Here is a 17,273-nt window from a genome sequence, read left to right as displayed (position 1 = left end):
GTTAAATTTTGTTAAGGAATATCTCAGAATCTTGCTTATAGATACGGTAAGATTTAATAATGATTTCGCTGGTCTTCATCAGTCGCTAATAGTTGTAATGAAGTCATAACAATTGGCCTATAGAATGACTACAAGGCGATTTAGTAAAAATCCCTAAAGTTATTACTGCTTATTACCGCAATGATTATGGCAACAAAATGTAAAATTATTTTGAAATAATTTACAATTATGGTGATATGACAAAAATTTAAAAACAGGAGAAATTGTCATGTTTGGATTTATCAAAAATTTAATCGGTGGTATTCTTGGCTTCATCGGTGGGTTATTTGGCAAAAAAGATGAATACTACTTGGAACTAAAAGAAGAAGTTGGAGAAACTACACCAGCAGCAGCACCCGTAGCACCAGCAGCAGTAGTAAAAGCAGAACCCGCTCAAGCACCAACCCCCAAAGCAGAACCCGCTCAAGCAGCAAAAGCAGAACCCGCAAAACCCGCAGTAGCAACTGAAACAAATTTTGCAACTAAATATTTAATTACTCCATCTTCTGGTGGTCGTCGTCGTCCAGGTGCGAACATGAGTAGTTTTCTGGATATGGCAGGTCAAGTGAAAGTACCTGGATAAATCAATTTTGGATTTTGGATTTTGGATTTTGGATTTTGGATTTTGGATTTTGGATTAATTAACTTGTTTAATATAGAATATATTGCTCGTAGTGAGGACTTTAGTCCTCAAAATCAGGGCTGAAGCCCTTACTACAAACACAAAGACAAATCCTACCTTTAATCCAAAATCTCCAACTTACCGATTTATCAATTACTTGACCAGTTTTTCAGAAACACAATGCCACTGTACAACTGAAAAGCTGCATCCCAATTAGTATTTTCCCTCCTAAATAATTGAATATGATTTAATTAATGTAACGGCGGTTTGATAGTCTTTACGTTCAAAGGCGGCGATAACTTCTTCCAACATGACTTTATATAAACTTAAATGAATTTCTCACGCCTAGAGCGTCGATTCAGTAATGCTAGGTAATCTGTTTTTACCTTGTAGGGGCGAAGCATTCGGACAGAATATCAATGGTTTTAGCGATAGGTTATCACCCGAATGCTTCGCCCTGACGATTAATGAATCGGTGTTCTAGAAGTAAAGACACAAACAGCGCTATCTTTATCTTGGTGCGTGAGATATATCATTTATACCCACATTCGGCAAATTACATTCACTTCTGAATAATTATCACAAAGTATTGCGGTTTATGCCTCACAAGCAGCCGTAATCAAGGATAATGCTACAATTGGGGCAGTGACAGCGCGGAGAATACGACAACCCAGGGAAACAGGCTGAAATTTTGCTTTTATAGCCATTTCAATTTCCTTATCTGTCCATCCTCCTTCTGGTCCTGTGGCAATGACAATTTCACCTATATTTTCACCTATATTTTCACCTATATTTTCACCTATATTTTCACCTACAATTTCACCAGAGAGGTTATTTAGCACTTTTGTTAAATGTGGATAATTTCCCCGCGCTTCACAAATATAACGCTTATAACGCTGATTTGCTGCACTTGCATTTACAGCGGTGCTAAAAGCTACAGGTTCTAAAATGGTAGGGACAAAAGCACGCTCTGACTGTTCCGCTGCTTCAGCAGCTATGCGTCGCCAACGTTCTAATTTTTGGGGACTGGGGTTGATGAGGGTGCGATCGCTCAAAACTGGTACAATACAAGTTACACCTAACTCAGTACAACAACGGACAACATCATCAAAACCATTTCCTTTTGGTAAAGCTACCATCAAAGTTATAGATACAGGTAACTCTGTTTTCACTTCCAGTAATTCTAAAATCTCTCCTGTTTCTCCTTTTAAATGGGTTAACCACCATTTACCCATACCATCCATTGCGATAAATTTATCTCCATCTTGTAATCGCAAAACTCGCAATAAATAATGTTGTTGTTGGGGTGTTAATAAAATTTTTGTCTCTTGAATTTGGGAAATTTGAATTGTGATCCTTTGCATTTTGAATTATATTTTGTTGAGGTATAGATTTTAGTAGAATGAAACTAAGCTGGAAAATAAAAAACCTTTTGTTTGTAAATATTATAGTAATTGTAGTATTTTTAATAGGATTAATGGCTGTATTTCCTACACCAGTCATAGCTGAGGAAAATACACCAGACTGGAGTTATGCAGGTGCAGCAAATCCTACTCATTGGGGAGAAATCAGTTCTGAGTTTGCGCTTTGTGAACTAGGGAAAAATCAATCTCCCATCAATATAAATCATGCAGTAGAAGGAACTCCTATTAAAATAGAGTTTAACTATCAACCCACACCTTTATTAGTTGTTAATAATGGTCATACTGTCCAAATCAATTACAACCCAGGTAGCACTATGAAAATTAACGATGAGGAATATGAACTCATCCAGTTTCATTTTCATACACCTAGCGAACATACTATTAATAATAAAGCATCTGCTCTGGAAATGCACTTGGTACACCGCAATGTTAAAAACCAATTAGCAGTTGTGGGAGTGATGATGAATCAAGGTTCAGCTAATCCCTTAATTGATCAGATTTGGCAGCATATTCCCGCAGTGGGAAAAATCAATGACATTGAAAATTATACGATTAACGCTGCCAATTTACTACCTAAAAATAAAGATTTTTTCAGTTATATCGGTTCACTAACTACACCACCATGCAGCGAAAATGTCAAATGGAATATACTAACAGAAACAACTCAAGTTTCTGAAGAACAAATTGCAGCTTTCCAAAAATTCTATCAAGTAAATGCTCGTCCAGTACAACCAATCAATGGTAGAAAAATAGAATTTCACCCCTCATAGGTTAGTTATTATTTGTGGATTTTTAGGGTTAATAATTCAGGAGTCAGGCGGGAAATTCCCACCTGTTCAGAAATCAGAATGTGTGAATAATCTGGAGATGATTAAAATTTTCTTAACCAAAGTAATTAGGTTCGTTCCCTGGTTTCCATTTAATATTGCAACCCACACTAGGAATTTGTTCACTGGTGACAGCTTGATCAACTAAAACGGCTTCAATTGCTGCGCGTAAATCTGCACCTGTTACTGGTTTATTATTACTAGGACGGCTATCATCTAATTGTCCGCGATAAACTAATTTTCTTTCTTGATCAAATAGGAAAAAATCAGGTGTACAAGCTGCTGTGTAAGCTTGTGCTGTTTCCTGGGTTTCGTCGTAGCAAAAGGGAAATTTAAATCCCAACTCTGTGGACATTTCTTTTAAGGATTCAGGTGCATCATTTGGGTAGTTTTGAGCATCGTTAGCACTAATAGCAACTATTCCCAAATTACTATTCAAGTAATCTTTTCCTAAATTGGCTAATTCTTGTTGGATATGCTTCACAAATGGACAATGCCGACAAATAAACATCACTAATAATGCTTTTTTATCTGCAAAATTAGCTAGTGAAATATTTTCTCCAGATACTACTTCTGGTAGATGAAATTCTGGTGCTTTAGTACCTAGAGGTAACATTGTTGAAGCAGTTAAAACCATAGATTCCCCTTTGCTTAATGCTAACAACATACCATAAATTTTTTGCCCACATTCCCAAATTAAAAAGACGAGAATTTTCCCGTCTCTCTAGTTTATCAATTGTTATGTAAGCTGTTATGTAAGCAGATTTTAATTATTTTCTACAGGCTTTTTAAAATTCCGATAACACCGTGTCCTGTGAATACTTCTAAGGCTATCAGAGAAATGAAACCAATCATAGCTAAACGACCATTGAGTAATTCTGCATAAGGTGTAAAACCTGTGCGATCGCCTTGTTCGTCTACATATACTTTAGGTTCAACTGCAAAGTTATTCATTTTGCCTTGATCGTCAATCATAGAACCGTTTGTAGCCATTATGTTATCTCCTTAACTTTTCTCTATATTAAGAACTGTAACAGATAAATTAATTTTTGTAAAGTATCTGAATATCTGGGATATATGTATGATCATCCAGAGAGTTTGATTTCTCTACCTTCTCATCAATCAACTTGCTAACTGGTTAATTGCTATCTTTATTAAAAACCTTAATTTTGAGTAGTTATGGATAAATTTAGAGTAGAAGTTATTGCCAAAACACCAAACCCCCAACAAGTCATTTATGCTGCGATGCACCAAGACTATACAGACGGGTTTGTATATGATCAGCGAGACAAATGGCCTACCGAGTCCAAATGTGGTGAAATTATCGTCAAGCAACTCCTAGCAGGAGAAAGAGGACATTACGGACCATTAGAACATCCGCAAATAATGTTTAACTGTGGTTACTTTCCTCATAGCGTCATGCAGCAAGCACGCACACACAGGGTAGGTATATCATTTGATGTGCAATCTTTTCGGTATACTGGCAACCAGTTTATTGAAGTGGTAGAAGGTAAAAAAGACATAGAAGATGTTTTCTACTTACGTCCTGTGGGCTATTACACAGATAGACAAGGTAAAAAATATTATTATTCACCAGAAAAAAGAGCAGCAGACTTACAATGGTGTTTAGAAGCTGCCAAACAATACAAAATTGACTTTGAAGCAGGAATGTCTGAGGAACATATCAGAGGTAAAATGCCTTTTGATTATCGTCAGCATTTTGTTGTGAGTTTTAATGTCAGGTCTTTCTTACATTTTGCTGACTTAAGAAATAAGAAAGATGCTCAACTAGAAATTCAAAAGTTATGTGAATTAATGTGGCCTCATTTTGAAGAATGGATTCCTGCAATAGCTGAATGGTACAAAAAATCTCGCTTGGGTAAAGGCAGATTAGCACCTTAAAATCAAAGATGGATAGATCCCCGACTTCTTGAAGAAGTCGGGGATCTGATTAATGATTAACTATAGCAAGGTATAATTATTTCGCAGTAATTTTAGACTTTGTAAAATTGTTATTGTTCACGTTCTATATTATAATTCGACAGTAAAATAGCGATCGCACACCTTGATCAAGGTAAGGCTGTTATTCCAGTGTGGTTAGATGTTATTTATCAAAAATTGAATCAAAAATTAATTAAGTAAGGATTTAGAGAATCTATGCAACGAAAAAACACAAGTAAATCGCAGTCTAAACCTCGTCGTATAATTAACGAAAGATACTGGTTAAAAGATGATGCCAAAAAAGGAGGAATGGCTAATGTTTATAAAGCGCGTGATCTAGAGTCTGACGAAGAAGTGGCATTTAAGTTTTTTGAAAATCGTAATTTAGATCAAGAAATTTTAGCTGAATCATATAAACGTGAAAAACAATCACTGAATGAATTAGAACACGACCATATTGTTAAACTTATTGATGATGGCAAAGATGAAGAAACCGGTCATGAGTTTCTTGTCCTTGAGTGGATGGAAAAAAATTTATCTGAGTATTTACAAGAAAATTCTTATAAAGATAAAGGTTGGGATGATTTTTGGCATGATATAGCTTTACCTATACTAGAAGCTCTGGATTTTGCTCACCGTCGCCAAATTGTTCACCGTGATATTAAACCTAGTAATATTCTCATTAGTAGTCATAGCAAAATTAAACTTGCTGACTTTGGCATATCTAAGTTTAAGAAATATCTCGAACCTAGTCGTACTGTTTTAGCATCTGGAAGATGTGAACCTTATACACCTAAACCCAATGAACATACAGGGGGAATATATGACTATAAGAGAGATGTTTATAGTTTCGGAGTATTAGTTCTTTATTGCCTAACAGATGTAGAATTAGCAGATTATGATGATATTTCTAAATCTCTTAATCAACTTCAAGTTCCAGAAGAAATAAAAGAAATTATTGAAAGATGTGTTTCTTTTAATCCAGAAGATAGACCAGATACGGCGGAAATCCTTTTGGCAGATTTGAAAGTTGCTCAGAAGCAAAAAGAAACTCCAGATACACGCAAGAAAGAAACTTGTTATGTTGATTTTGCCAATAAAGATTGGTCACAGAAAGCTCAACATATTCTGCAAGTAAATTCTTTACAAGAGGTTCGTCAAATTATTCTGGATGACTGCAACTTGTATTGGAATCGCTAGAAAAGAATATAAAGATGTTGATTTTGATTTGTGCATTATAGATGAAGCCTCAAAAGCAACAGTAACAGAAGCTCTTGTTCCTATCTCAAAAGCCAAACGTGGAATTTTAGTCGGAGATCCTAGACAACTCCCACCCTTTGCAGATGAAGTTAAGAAGGAGGAGTAACCTATTATTGGGAACATCTTGGAATGTTAAACAATTCTGAATATAGTCATAAGTGGGAAGAAAAGAAAAATTGGTATAGAAAAAATGATATATTTCTTTATGAAGAAGGTGTTGGTAAAAATGGGGTTTTAATATTAAGTGAAGACGATTATACCAATGACAGTCCTTATGGTAGTATTAATTCCCAAAAAATTCATCAATTAATTGAAAAGATTTTTGGCAACCCTTAAATGATTTGTTTCAAATATCTTGTTGATTAAGAGTTTAAATTGTTAATTAATTCTTCTATAACTGAACTTTTATCTTCTTCCGATAAATAATCAAAAACTTTTTTAACAATTTCGGGAGACGCATTTTGAGCAAACCAATCTTCACTAGGATTATCTTGAATATTCAAAAAATACTTTAATCGTTCCTCTATAGCTTCCTTATCTGGTTTATCTAATTGTCCAATTCGATTTAACCAATTTTCCGATGAATCTTTAAAAGAATTAGCATCAACTGTACATATTTGATGAACTAGGACATAGGAATTTTTATCAAGACCATTTCTAGCAGTACGATTAATTGGATAGGTGGTTGGTAAACCATTAAATGTTGTTTGTGAAGTTAGAGGAATCACAGAAAAAGTTGCTATATATCCAGATTCATCTTGAAATTGATCACTTGTCCAGATGATATAGGGATGTGTTCCTCTAAAAACCCTACTGGAATTAATATTCTCTTTACAGGTTTGACATTCTACTTCTCCTGGTTCATCTAAATTATAAATATGAACATGACCCAGTTTGCAACGAAGAGATACTCTGTAAGGATTAATCCAATAAATCCAACCCTGTCTAGGTTTTTGTCCAGCCACTTTTATGATCCTAATTCACTGATTAATTTTGCTCTTTCTGCTTGCAGATTTAGTTTTACTTTTTCTTCTGGTTGATGGTTTTTTTGAGCTTCAACCATTGGCGCAGTGCTATACACATACTCTAGTAATTGATTTATTTTATCTTGTCCTGCACCTGCCCATTCTCTTCTAATGTTATCAAGAATTAGCTTGAGACTTAAAGGTAAATCTAAATCATCAACATTACCTGATTCCGTACCAAGTTTAATCAGTATTGTATTACCTTGAGATTCTTGAATAATCTCTTTTCCATTCATTGTCCTTAAAACATTATCTATTTCCTCGTTCCAAGGTCCATGACGATAATAGCACCAATCTAAATCAGTTAATTGATTTCCTGTCCATTTGACAGTGTAAAGATCAGCCAAATACAAGAATTTAATTAGCTGTGTTTTTGTGATATATCCTTTTGTCGCATAGACAAAATATTTGATGAGTTTATCCAGCATAATCCTTATTTCTCCCGATTATCATAAGATTATCTAATTCCTTTAGGTTGGCAATATAAACATATATAAGTTTTGTATGAAAGTTAGACTTTTTATGGAGTTATCATAATTTTCCATCGGCTAATTATAATTCGTTTTTATCTCAATTTCTGTCAATTTTTAACCTAGCTGCTATATTTATAGTGCTAATGCACTATAGTATCATATTTGGATTATGTAGGGTTTGCTGAATAAACCTAAAACCTTGATATATCAAAGGTTAGAGGCTGATAAACACAGAAATTAGTGCAAGGGTTTTGAAGGGTATACCGGAAAAAGTGTGCATTTTTGGGGATTTCAAGAGATGGCAAAGAAATTTTCAAATCTCCTCCTGACTCCTGACTCCTGACTCCTATGCCATCACGGAAAGACTTTCTCAGCAACCCCTATGTAATTACAGTTAGCTACACAATTTTTGACTCAAGATCACCCCATACCTTCCTTTGGGTATTTGTAACTACTGTAAACAAGTTGCTAGTTATACAAGAAAGGCTCTCAAATCGAAGTAACAAGGATAAGTAGATAGCAATAAAGCAGGGAACACAATCATAATTCATTCTTTTTCCTGACTTCTGACTTCTGACTCCTGACTCCTATTCTTAACTAGCAACTTGGGTTAATAGACACAGAATGCGATCGCCTCATTTCCCTCGTTTGTGACTTGGTGAAATTGATATTTTATGTGTCAATAATCAACAATAACTATACTCTAGCTAAAGTCACTTTTTCCGGCTGATTTTGATATTTACCTCCTCTATCTGCATAGGTAGTTTGACAGGGTTCTCCTTCTAAAAATAATAATTGAACGATACCTTCATTCGCATAAATTCTACAATCAGCACTTGATGAGTTACTAAATTCCAAAGTAAGCGAGCCATTCCAAGAAGCCTCAGCCGGAGTAACATTAGCTACTAGTCCAACACGGGCGTAAGTGCTTTTGCCTAAACAGATTGCAGTTACATTAGGAGGCATTTGTAATTTTTCTAACGCAACTCCTAACCCATAAGAATGCGCTGGAATTATAAAGAAATCTCCATCTTCATCCTGCTGTAAAGGTACAGATTCTAAATTGTTCGGATTAAATCTTTTAGGATTAACAACCGTGCCAGGAATATGCCTAAACACTAAAAATTCTTTAGGTGACAACCGTATATCATAACCATAAGAAGATAAACCATAGCTCAAAGCTGGGACTTCTGTGCCAGTTTCCAATTTTACCGTGCGAACTAAGCTAAATTCAAATGGTTCAATCATGCCTTTCTTTGCTTGCTCAATGATCCACTTGTCATTCTTCAACATTTCAGAGTTACCTTTTTTACTAAGTTTGATTTTATGTGACTGAAATTACCAAACTCGTTATCCTAGCATGATTAAGGATACTAGTACAGCACGGCGTAAATAAACCAACCATTCTCAATCGCTAAAAAGCTTACGACCTATTATTTTTGATTTTTGACTTTTAACTTCCGCGAAGCGGTACTAGGTTCTAAAAAAATTAATTCATCTTCATACTTAATTAAATGTTATTCGCTAAAGCATAAAGAAAAATTATATGTCTATGGTGCAGCACATACCTTGTTCAATTAAGAATAATTAACCACGACTTCTGGCTCATAGTTACAAGCAAGAGAGTTGATATTGAATTAAAACGAGCGCGGCAGGGTTCGAACCTGCGACCGATTGCTTAGAAGGCAATTGCTCTATCCACTGAGCTACGCGCCCAAGACTCGTATCTGGCTTTTGAACAAACCATCCTTGATTATTATATACGCTGTTCCTAGTAAAAAGCAAGATAGAATTAAATATTTAACAATTTTTATGACGAACCATCACCTCATGAACCAGTAGATGTAAACTAAAAAACGAAACCAAGTAGGTATTTACGATATATAGCAGATGTCAAGGGGTAACTTTACCTTGAGTGCTAATCCTCTCATACAGATATTTGGCAGATATCTGGTAAAGTATTTGGCAAACGTCTAATTTTATTTCACCATAATATAAATTATTATACTTGAGGCCATTTTGCCCAAATGAAAGACAAATCCCAAATCAAAACAGCCCCTGTGAGGAGTTAGTTGCTAGTGCCATGTTTATTCTTAAACGCCAGGATGTTGAAATATCTAACGTTCAGCACCCAACGCGGGATCAGAAGGTGCCGATCCTCCATTATCAGGGGCCAACCTTTCGCCTGATAAGTGTTTTTAAAGCTAGTCAAAGGTTGTCGACATAAAGGATGTGGCGATCGCTGACTGACAATCGAGGTAAAGCCTGTGTCTTGCTGGAAGAACCCGAACGCTTTAGCGTCTGGGGCAAAATTCGCTTGGAACAGCTAGACAGTGATACAGGTAGCCATAGCAATATTGAGATTTTGACATTGGCGAGTATTTTACTCCTGCAAGCCGTTTATATGGATATTGAAGATTTATTAGGTAATCGACAAGCAGGTTTATTTGAAAAAGATATCACAGGGATATTACAGCAAAAACAATTTCCCCAAGCATCTTCCCCAGAGTCAACCAAAGCTCTGCTAACTGTTGAACCCTCACAAATGCCCAAACTGCCTCCTTGGCAAGAAACTCATGTAATTATTCTCCTGGAAGAACTGCACCGACTAGGAAAAACATATTTTGGTGATATAAACTTTGCTCATCAATTAGAGGATAGGCTACAAGATATGCCAGAAGAAGAACTATTAATATTTATCGGTTGGTTAAATCAATCTCCACTGAGTAAACTTTGGCAGTAGGATGAATATTATTGGCTCACAAATGATTTCAGTGTTACCCAACTTCAGGTATCACATTGAGCAATTAATACTATTTCAATTACATAAGACCTTAATTATGTCAAAAATAGTAGTACAGTGCATTTACCTAGTGAAAACCTATGAGTAAATCCTACGACGATTCTTACAAAGCAAAAACCATTTTCACGACTCAAAGAATCATTTTGATTAGTATTGGCTGGGTAATGTTAGCCCTGTTATACTTCTTGTTGTTCAGCGCCAAAATCCCTGGTAGTCCCAACGGCGAAGAAATTCGTGAAGTTTGGTATTTATTAGGAACCAATATCTTTGAAGCTTCAGCTTACTTGGGTTCTGCTGTTCTCTGTTGGCGAAACTGGCAAAGTACCCAAATTATCAGCAGCCGAAAGGTTTGGCTGTTTATCGGCTTAGGTATGCTGGCTTATTTTATCGGTGGGATAGTTTTTGGCTATGTAGAAATAGGTTTAGGCGAAGAACCGGATGTGTCTATAGCAGATGTGTTTTTTGTCATGACTTATATCTTCCTGGGTGGAGGTATGGCTCTAGCTTTGTTCTCCCGACGCATCAACTTAGAAAAATGGCAATGGTTAATTGTGTTTGCTGTTGGTGCATTAGGAAGTTTTGTGGCTTGGTTCATTTCTCAGCAAAATGCAGCACCATTCGCTCAAACAATTGGTATTTTGATGCAAATAAAACTGATTTTAGATTGGTTTTATGTAATTAGTGATGTGTTGTTATTAATTATCGCTACAATCATGTTATTAGCGTTTTGGGGAGGAAAAGTTTCCCGGTCATGGAGAATGATTGCAGCCGCAGCATTTTCGCTCTACATTGCAGATATGTGGTTTAAATATGCCACTAACTATCTTCCAAATTATCAAAGTGGAGACATACTAGAAGTGTTCTAGGTGTTTAGTGGAGTGTTATTTGGTATGGGCGCTGCTCTGGAATACGAAGCATCATTGAGCCTCAAGCGGCGTACCAGTGGACGCAAACGCAGTTAACAAATTTTGGTGTCTACCGTGAGAAAATTAACAGATTCTGACAAGCAAGAAATTCTCAAGTTATATAGAGAAACTGCCGAAACTACCTCGACTTTGGCAGAACGCTATGGAGTAAGTAACTCAACCATTAGCCGACTGCTTAAAAGTACCTTACCCGAAGAAGATTACGAATATCTTGTTTCTTTAAAACGCGCTGCCAGAACCCCTGAAGGCAGAGCGCAGGTAAGTTACGAGCAGTTACCCCTGTTGAGTCAACAACCAAAAATCGAAACAGCACCTGTAAGCAGTGATCAACCTAGCTTAGAGTTGCCCAAGGTTGAACCACCTAAAACGGTCATCAAAGAGGTGAAAGAGGCTCCTAAGTCTGAACAAATTCCACCTCCTATCCCGGCTATTAGAAGGGTGAAAACACGCTCTTCTGCCACGGAAAAACCAGAATTGCCGGTAGCTAGGGAAATAGAAATCGTCCGACATCGGCCACCTGAAATACCCAGCATCCCCAGAACCATACTAGAGGATGAGGAGCCAGAAGAAAACGTCATCAGCAATATGTTCGATGATGATTTACTGGATGAGTCTGATGATTTGGATGATTTAGACGATGATTTGTTTGAAGATGAGGAGGATTTTGAAGACGAAGATTTTGAAGAACCTACACCTCTAGTTACCAGACGTAGACCAGGAGAAGGAGCAGTTCAAGTTTTACCCTTGTCGGTGGCATCTTTGCCGAAAACTTGTTATCTGGTAATTGATCGCTCTGCGGAATTAATTACTAGACCACTCAAGGATTTTGGGGACTTGGGAGCTATTCCTACTATTGAAACCCAGCAGAAAACTCTGCCAGTGTTTGATAATCATCGCGTGGCCAAACGCTTTTCTACCAAACGCGATCGCGTGATTAAAGTTCCTGACAGTAGAATGCTGCATAAGGCTAGTAACCATCTCCAAGCCAAAGGTATCACTCGCTTGTTAATTGATGGTCAAGTCTACTCTCTGTCTCTGGTTTAGCAATGTTGCAGCAACCAACTGGTTATGGTGTAGTTATGGTGACAACTGCCACTGAAGAGGAAGCTAAGGCGATCGCTCAAACTGTGATCGAAGCTAAACTCGCAGCTGCTGTCAGTTTGTCACCCGTCTACTCTATTTACCGATGGCAAGGAGAAATTCACAAAAAGAATGAATGGCAGTTAATGATTAAGACTAATTTGGCGTTATTCTCTACATTAGCAGCCAAAATCAGAGAAATTCATTCCTATCAACTGCCAGAAATTATCGCTCTACCTATTCTCCTTGCTGGTACTGACTACCAACAATGGATCAATGAACAGGTAAAAATAGAATAGTCTTTTCGTTATGTATAGCAGTCAGCAGTCAGAAGTCGTAAGGGCAAAGTAGGGGCGAAGCATTCGGAAAATAGCTTTGGAGAAAAATTAATAATTGTTCGCCCGAATGCTTCGCCCTTACAGGAGTCAGGAGTCAGAAATCAGGAGTTCATTTATTACCTAGGGGTTGCTGAGAAAGTCTTTCCGTGAGGGCATAGGAGTCAGGAGTCAGGAGTCAGGAGTCAGGAGGAGATTGGAAAATTTCTTTGCCATCTCTTGAAATCCCAAAAAATGCACACTTTTTCCGGTATACCCTTCAAAACCCTTGCACTAATTTCTGTGTTTATCAGCCTCTAACCTTTGATATATCAAGGTTTTAGGTTTATTCAGCAAACCCTACCTATTCCCTATTCCCTATAAATAATGACAAACGACTGCTCAAGTCTATAATGTCTTGTTTCCGAGCAATTTGATCCAGCCATTCTGAAGGAATACCTTCCACGCCATAATAAATTCCCGCTAACCCACCTGTCACCGCAGCAGTAGTATCCGTATCTCCGCCTAAGTTAACGGCTTGAAGTACAGCTTGGGCGTAGGATGAGCTATTTAAAAAACACCATAAAGATGCTTCTAGGGTATCAATTACATAACCACCAGAATTAATCTCTTTGATGGGTATATCAGCAATTTTTCCACTGAAAACTCTATCAAAATGGGGTTTTTCCAAGGCATATTCCCCACTAGAATAGAGTAATTGAATCTTGTCCAACCCTTGCAAATAAGCTGCTTTGGGTTCTATTCCTGCCAATAGCTCTACAGCAATACTAATATAAATGCCACAAGCCATTTGCGATCGCAGATGGCCATGAGTAATGCAAGAAACTTGATGGACTCTTTTTATCAGTTCTGGAAAACTCCAGGTTTGATCAAAATAAGCCATTGGTAAAATTCGCATTAAAGAACCATTGCCATTACTATTTTCACCAGTACCACCTGCTTTTAGGGGTGTTGCTCCTTGTTGCCAATTAATAATAGCTTGTCTGGTAGTTCCACCAATATCAAAAACTTTACCATGAGCGCCCCAATAACCTTCTGTGTACCAGCGGGAAAAGGAACGAGCTATAGCATCTAGGGAAAAACCATCACACAAACATTCTGCCAAACACAAAGTTAAAGAACTGTCATCAGACCATGTTCCTGGTGGTTGATGCCACGTACCATAACCTAACATAGATGTGACCGGAGATTTTAGGCGTTCTGCACGACTTGTAAACTCCACCGGTACACCCAAAGCATCACCAACACACACACCCAGCAAACCCGATAATACCTTTGTAGTTTTTATCATCATTTTATATTACTCAGTGACGATTAGTAAACTGTCACCTGATCACCTGGAATACTCAAAGATGGCAGTGTAACTATAACCAAGGATGCAAAAGTTTACTAAATACCGATAAGTTCAACATCTTGCATTAATAGTAACAATGAATTTAGTAAATTTTCAAATCATCTGGAACATTTCAACTTCCGATTCGACTTAGAATTTAACAGTAAAACTTCTAAATTGTGGTAAAACTTATGAAACGCTTACTCAAGTCTTTAGTGACAATTTCTGCTTTATCTTCCTTAGTAATTACTCCTGCATTTCTTTCCGTGGGTAAAGCTGCTGCCGAAACTCAAAAAGGCACAGATGCTAGTTATATTGGTGTTGGTGTAGCTGCTGGTGTTACCAGTGGTGGACAAGGTAACGATGATGCTACCTTTGGCGGCAATGTCACAGGTCGTTTAAAATTGGGAAATACTCCTTTTTCCGCACGGGGTAACGTCCTCTGGGGTGATGAAACAGCTGCTATCATCCCTGAAGTTTCTGTAGATTTACCCATTGCTAATAAAACCAATGTCTTTGTTACTGGTGGCTATTCTTTCGTAGAAAATGACGGTAAACCCACTCCCTTGGGTAATAAAGATTCTGTAGTTGTCGGTGCTGGAGTCGAATCTGAAGTTACTAAAAACTTCCTGGTTTACACTAACGCTAAAGTAGGACTCGGTGCTTATCAAAGTAGTGATGCTTCTGCTGTGAGCATTAATGGTGGTATCGGTTATCGCTTTAAGTAAGTTGGTGATTGGTGATTGGGGACTGGGGACTGGTGACTGGGGACTGGGAAAGAAACATTAGTTATTTATTCTTCTAACTCCTGAACTCCTGAACTCCTGCCTCCTGACTGTTGATTTACATCTAAAATACTGAAATAGCTGGTTTTGTTAAGTGTGATATCACTAATGAAGCCGGCTTTTAACTGTGTTAAAATTAAGTTATTATTCATAATTCCGAGCGGATTTTTGGTGTTCTACCAGCAGAAAAAGTGTAGCTAAATTTTTAATTATTCTTTAACTGCTGCATTATTGACAAACATACTACTGTAATGATTAACTCTGCGCCTTCTCCCGTTAGTACCCGTAAACCTTCTAAAGTTGAAGGTCTCAAAGAAAATAGTAATTTTTTGCGTGAACCTGTAGCGACTGAAATACTTCAGGATACAACCCATTTTAGTGAAGATGCTATACAGATTCTGAAGTTTCACGGATCTTATCAACAGGATAACCGTGATAATCGTGTTAAGGGACAGGAAAAAGATTATCAAATGATGCTGCGGACAAAAAATCCTGGTGGGTTGGTACCACCGCAGCTATATTTGGCTTTAGATAAATTGGCGGATGAATATGGTAATCATACATTAAGAGCCACTACCCGCCAAGGTTTTCAGCTACATGGGATTTTGAAAAAGAATCTCAAAGCGGCGATCGCTACTATTGTAAAAAATCTCGGTTCTACTTTGGGTGCTTGTGGTGACATCAACCGTAACGTTATGGCTCCCCCTGCACCCTTTAAAAATCGCTCAGAATATCAGTATGCTTGGGAATATGCCCAAAATATCGCTGATTTGCTTTCACCCCAAACCGGTGCTTATTATGAAATTTGGTTGGATGGGGAAAAAGCCATTAGTGCTGAAGAACACCCAGATGTGAAAGCAGCACGACAAAAAAATGGCACTGGGACTATTTTTCATGATTCCGTAGAACCAATCTATGGTACTCATTATATGCCACGCAAATTTAAAGTTTGCGTAACTGTACCTGGTGATAATTCTGTAGATTTGTATTCCCAAGATTTAACATTGGTAGTAATGACCAATAAAAAAGGGGAACTCCAAGGTTTTAACGTCTTTGCTGGTGGTGGTTTAGGAAGAACCCACAATAAAGAAGAAACCTTTGCGCGACTAGCTGATCCCATTTGCTATGTGGCAAAAGATGATGTTTATGATATCGTCAAAGCCATAGTTGCCACTCAAAGAGATTATGGCGATCGCACCGACAGAAGACACGCTAGATTAAAATATTTAATCAATGATTGGGGTGTGGAAAAATTCCGCAGCAAGGTGGAAGAATACTTTGGTAAAGCTGTCGAACCTTTTAAACAATTACCCAAATTCAAATATCAAGATTTTCTGGGATGGAATGAACAAGGGGACGGTAAACTGTTCTTAGGTATTTCCATTGATAATGGTCGGGTAAAAGATGAAGGTTCTTTTCAACTCAAAACCGCTTTGCGGACAATTGTTGCACAGTTTAACCTACCTATTCGTCTCACACCAAATCAAAACCTGATTTTCTACGATATTGCACCAGAAGATCAAGAAGCAATTCAAGAAATTTTAGATAAATGCGGTATTATTGCTGATCCTAGTCAAATTGCAGCTTTAACCCGCTATGCTATGGCTTGTCCCGCTTTACCTACCTGTGGTTTAGCTATTACCGAGTCAGAAAGAGCAATTCCTGGTATTTTAGAAAGAATTCGGACTTTATTGGATCAAGTCGGTTTACAAAAAGACCACTTTGTGGTAAGGATGACAGGTTGCCCCAATGGTTGCGCTCGTCCTTATATGGCAGAATTAGGATTTGTAGGTAGTGCGCCGGAATCTTATCAAGTGTGGTTAGGTGGTTCACCAGATCAAACGCGGTTAGCACAACCGATCATTGAAAAATTGCACCACAACGACATCGAAAGCTTTTTAGAGCCGATTTTTGTCTTCTTTAAAAAATCACGGAAAGGAAAAGAAAGCTTTGGTGATTTTTGCGATCGCATTGGTTTTGATGCTATCCGTGAATTTTCAGCCACTTATACACCGGGAGAACCCACCAGCAGCGGAAAATCACGTCATAGGGTGAGTTTACGAGATGATGTTTATTCCCAACTCAAAGAAACCGCAGAAAAACTCAATAAACCCATGACAGAGTTAGTACACGAAGCTTTGGATAAATATTTCCAAAGTCTGTAGAACCATATTCTCACGCAAAAGCTTTGTCTGGCTCTCTCGTTCCCAGTCTCCGACTGGGAATGAGAAATACAGAGTATGAGAACGAGAAACGAGAAAAAAGAGCAGAATGTTTCACCTAAAAACGACTCAATAAGCCTAATTAGGGTTTGCTGAATAAACCTAAAACCTTGATATATCAAAGGTTAGAGGCTGATAAACACAGAAATTAGTGCAAGGGTTTTGAAGGGTATACCGG

General features: G+C 37.5%; 18 protein-coding genes, 1 tRNA gene and 2 pseudogenes. 12 read left to right on the top strand and 9 right to left on the bottom strand.

Annotated elements, in window-relative coordinates:
* The first annotated feature begins 268 nt into the window (after window positions 1-268).
* Entirely contained in the window at window positions 269-622 is a 354-nt protein-coding gene (locus tag H6F47_RS14175; protein WP_096571556.1) for a hypothetical protein, read from the top strand.
* Between the two features lie 635 nt (window positions 623-1,257).
* Here H6F47_RS14175 and H6F47_RS14170 read toward each other — a convergent pair.
* Entirely contained in the window at window positions 1,258-2,025 is a 768-nt protein-coding gene (locus H6F47_RS14170; RefSeq protein WP_190346183.1) for a 16S rRNA (uracil(1498)-N(3))-methyltransferase, read from the bottom strand.
* Between the two features lie 68 nt (window positions 2,026-2,093).
* On the opposite strand from H6F47_RS14170, the gene H6F47_RS14165 reads away from it, so the two are divergent.
* Window positions 2,094-2,855, top strand: a complete 762-nt coding sequence (locus tag H6F47_RS14165; RefSeq protein WP_242027399.1) for a carbonic anhydrase family protein — start codon at window positions 2,094-2,096, stop codon at window positions 2,853-2,855.
* Window positions 2,856-2,967: 112 nt separating this feature from the next.
* Here H6F47_RS14165 and H6F47_RS14160 read toward each other — a convergent pair whose 3' ends face one another.
* Together H6F47_RS14160 and H6F47_RS14155 are read right to left on the bottom strand one after the other, a co-directional pair.
* Complete coding sequence (locus tag H6F47_RS14160) at window positions 2,968-3,549, bottom strand: thioredoxin family protein (RefSeq protein WP_190649675.1); 582 nt, start codon at window positions 3,547-3,549, stop codon at window positions 2,968-2,970.
* 140 nt (window positions 3,550-3,689) lie between these two features.
* Window positions 3,690-3,905: a chlorophyll a/b-binding protein gene (locus tag H6F47_RS14155; protein ID WP_137666841.1), complete on the bottom strand. Its 216-nt coding sequence runs from the start codon at window positions 3,903-3,905 to the stop codon at window positions 3,690-3,692.
* 186 nt (window positions 3,906-4,091) lie between these two features.
* Between H6F47_RS14155 and thyX the strand changes: the two genes are divergently transcribed.
* The 4 genes from thyX to H6F47_RS14135 all read left to right on the top strand — a co-directional run bounded on the left by thyX (window position 4,092) and on the right by H6F47_RS14135 (window position 6,449).
* Window positions 4,092-4,814, top strand: coding sequence for an FAD-dependent thymidylate synthase (thyX, locus tag H6F47_RS14150; protein ID WP_137666842.1), 723 nt, complete (start codon window positions 4,092-4,094; stop codon window positions 4,812-4,814).
* Between the two features lie 255 nt (window positions 4,815-5,069).
* A complete protein-coding gene (locus H6F47_RS14145) occupies window positions 5,070-6,053 on the top strand; it encodes a serine/threonine-protein kinase (RefSeq protein WP_190649659.1) in 984 nt (327 codons plus the stop codon).
* Window positions 6,025-6,219, top strand: coding sequence for an AAA domain-containing protein (locus H6F47_RS14140; RefSeq protein ID WP_137666844.1), 195 nt, complete (start codon window positions 6,025-6,027; stop codon window positions 6,217-6,219). Before H6F47_RS14145 ends, H6F47_RS14140 begins: the two co-directional genes overlap by 29 nt.
* A gap of 23 nt (window positions 6,220-6,242) precedes the next feature.
* Window positions 6,243-6,449: a hypothetical protein gene (locus H6F47_RS14135; protein ID WP_190346185.1), complete on the top strand. Its 207-nt coding sequence runs from the start codon at window positions 6,243-6,245 to the stop codon at window positions 6,447-6,449.
* A 26-nt stretch (window positions 6,450-6,475) separates the two neighbouring features.
* Here H6F47_RS14135 and H6F47_RS14130 read toward each other — a convergent pair whose 3' ends face one another.
* The 4 genes from H6F47_RS14130 to H6F47_RS14115 all read right to left on the bottom strand — a co-directional run bounded on the left by H6F47_RS14130 (window position 6,476) and on the right by H6F47_RS14115 (window position 9,327).
* Window positions 6,476-7,078, bottom strand: a complete 603-nt coding sequence (locus tag H6F47_RS14130) for a type II toxin-antitoxin system PemK/MazF family toxin (protein WP_190346186.1) — start codon at window positions 7,076-7,078, stop codon at window positions 6,476-6,478.
* 2 nt (window positions 7,079-7,080) lie between these two features.
* Complete coding sequence (locus tag H6F47_RS14125) at window positions 7,081-7,566, bottom strand: type II toxin-antitoxin system antitoxin SocA domain-containing protein (protein ID WP_190649657.1); 486 nt, start codon at window positions 7,564-7,566, stop codon at window positions 7,081-7,083.
* Between the two features lie 741 nt (window positions 7,567-8,307).
* A complete protein-coding gene (gene dcd / locus H6F47_RS14120) occupies window positions 8,308-8,904 on the bottom strand; it encodes a dCTP deaminase (RefSeq protein ID WP_137668820.1) in 597 nt (198 codons plus the stop codon).
* A 350-nt stretch (window positions 8,905-9,254) separates the two neighbouring features.
* Window positions 9,255-9,327 (bottom strand) — tRNA-Arg (locus H6F47_RS14115).
* Between the two features lie 367 nt (window positions 9,328-9,694).
* On the opposite strand from H6F47_RS14115, the pseudogene H6F47_RS14110 reads away from it, so the two are divergent.
* The 4 genes and pseudogenes from H6F47_RS14110 (at window position 9,695) to cutA (ending at window position 12,719) form a co-directional block, all read left to right on the top strand.
* Window positions 9,695-10,354: pseudogene (locus tag H6F47_RS14110) on the top strand (Npun_F0813 family protein).
* A gap of 140 nt (window positions 10,355-10,494) precedes the next feature.
* Window positions 10,495-11,376 (top strand): annotated as a pseudogene (locus H6F47_RS14105) (hypothetical protein).
* An 18-nt stretch (window positions 11,377-11,394) separates the two neighbouring features.
* Window positions 11,395-12,384, top strand: coding sequence for a transposase (locus H6F47_RS14100; RefSeq protein ID WP_096571539.1), 990 nt, complete (start codon window positions 11,395-11,397; stop codon window positions 12,382-12,384).
* Window positions 12,385-12,386: 2 nt separating this feature from the next.
* Window positions 12,387-12,719, top strand: coding sequence for a divalent-cation tolerance protein CutA (cutA, locus tag H6F47_RS14095; RefSeq protein WP_190649654.1), 333 nt, complete (start codon window positions 12,387-12,389; stop codon window positions 12,717-12,719).
* Window positions 12,720-13,098: 379 nt separating this feature from the next.
* Here the strand turns inward: cutA and H6F47_RS14090 are convergent, their stop codons facing one another.
* Window positions 13,099-14,046 carry an ADP-ribosylglycohydrolase family protein gene (locus H6F47_RS14090; RefSeq protein WP_190346253.1) on the bottom strand — a complete coding sequence of 316 codons (948 nt, stop codon included), beginning with the start codon at window positions 14,044-14,046 and terminating at the stop codon, window positions 13,099-13,101.
* 233 nt (window positions 14,047-14,279) lie between these two features.
* On the opposite strand from H6F47_RS14090, the gene H6F47_RS14085 reads away from it, so the two are divergent.
* Window positions 14,280-14,816 (top strand): autotransporter outer membrane beta-barrel domain-containing protein, encoded by a 537-nt coding sequence (locus H6F47_RS14085; RefSeq protein WP_137668822.1) that lies wholly within the window; start codon window positions 14,280-14,282, stop codon window positions 14,814-14,816.
* A 65-nt stretch (window positions 14,817-14,881) separates the two neighbouring features.
* Here H6F47_RS14085 and H6F47_RS14080 read toward each other — a convergent pair whose 3' ends face one another.
* Entirely contained in the window at window positions 14,882-15,025 is a 144-nt protein-coding gene (locus tag H6F47_RS14080) for a hypothetical protein (RefSeq protein ID WP_162501934.1), read from the bottom strand.
* A 99-nt stretch (window positions 15,026-15,124) separates the two neighbouring features.
* Between H6F47_RS14080 and sir the strand changes: the two genes are divergently transcribed.
* A complete protein-coding gene (gene sir / locus H6F47_RS14075; RefSeq protein WP_096571535.1) occupies window positions 15,125-17,038 on the top strand; it encodes a sulfite reductase, ferredoxin dependent in 1,914 nt (637 codons plus the stop codon).
* Window positions 17,039-17,273: the final 235 nt, after the last annotated feature.

Source organism: Sphaerospermopsis sp. FACHB-1094, from assembly GCF_014696195.1.
In the GTDB taxonomy this organism is placed as follows: Bacteria; Cyanobacteriota; Cyanobacteriia; order Cyanobacteriales; family Nostocaceae; genus Sphaerospermopsis; species Sphaerospermopsis kisseleviana.
Note: the sequence above shows the minus strand (reverse complement) of the source record. Positions and strands in the feature narration are given on the sequence as shown.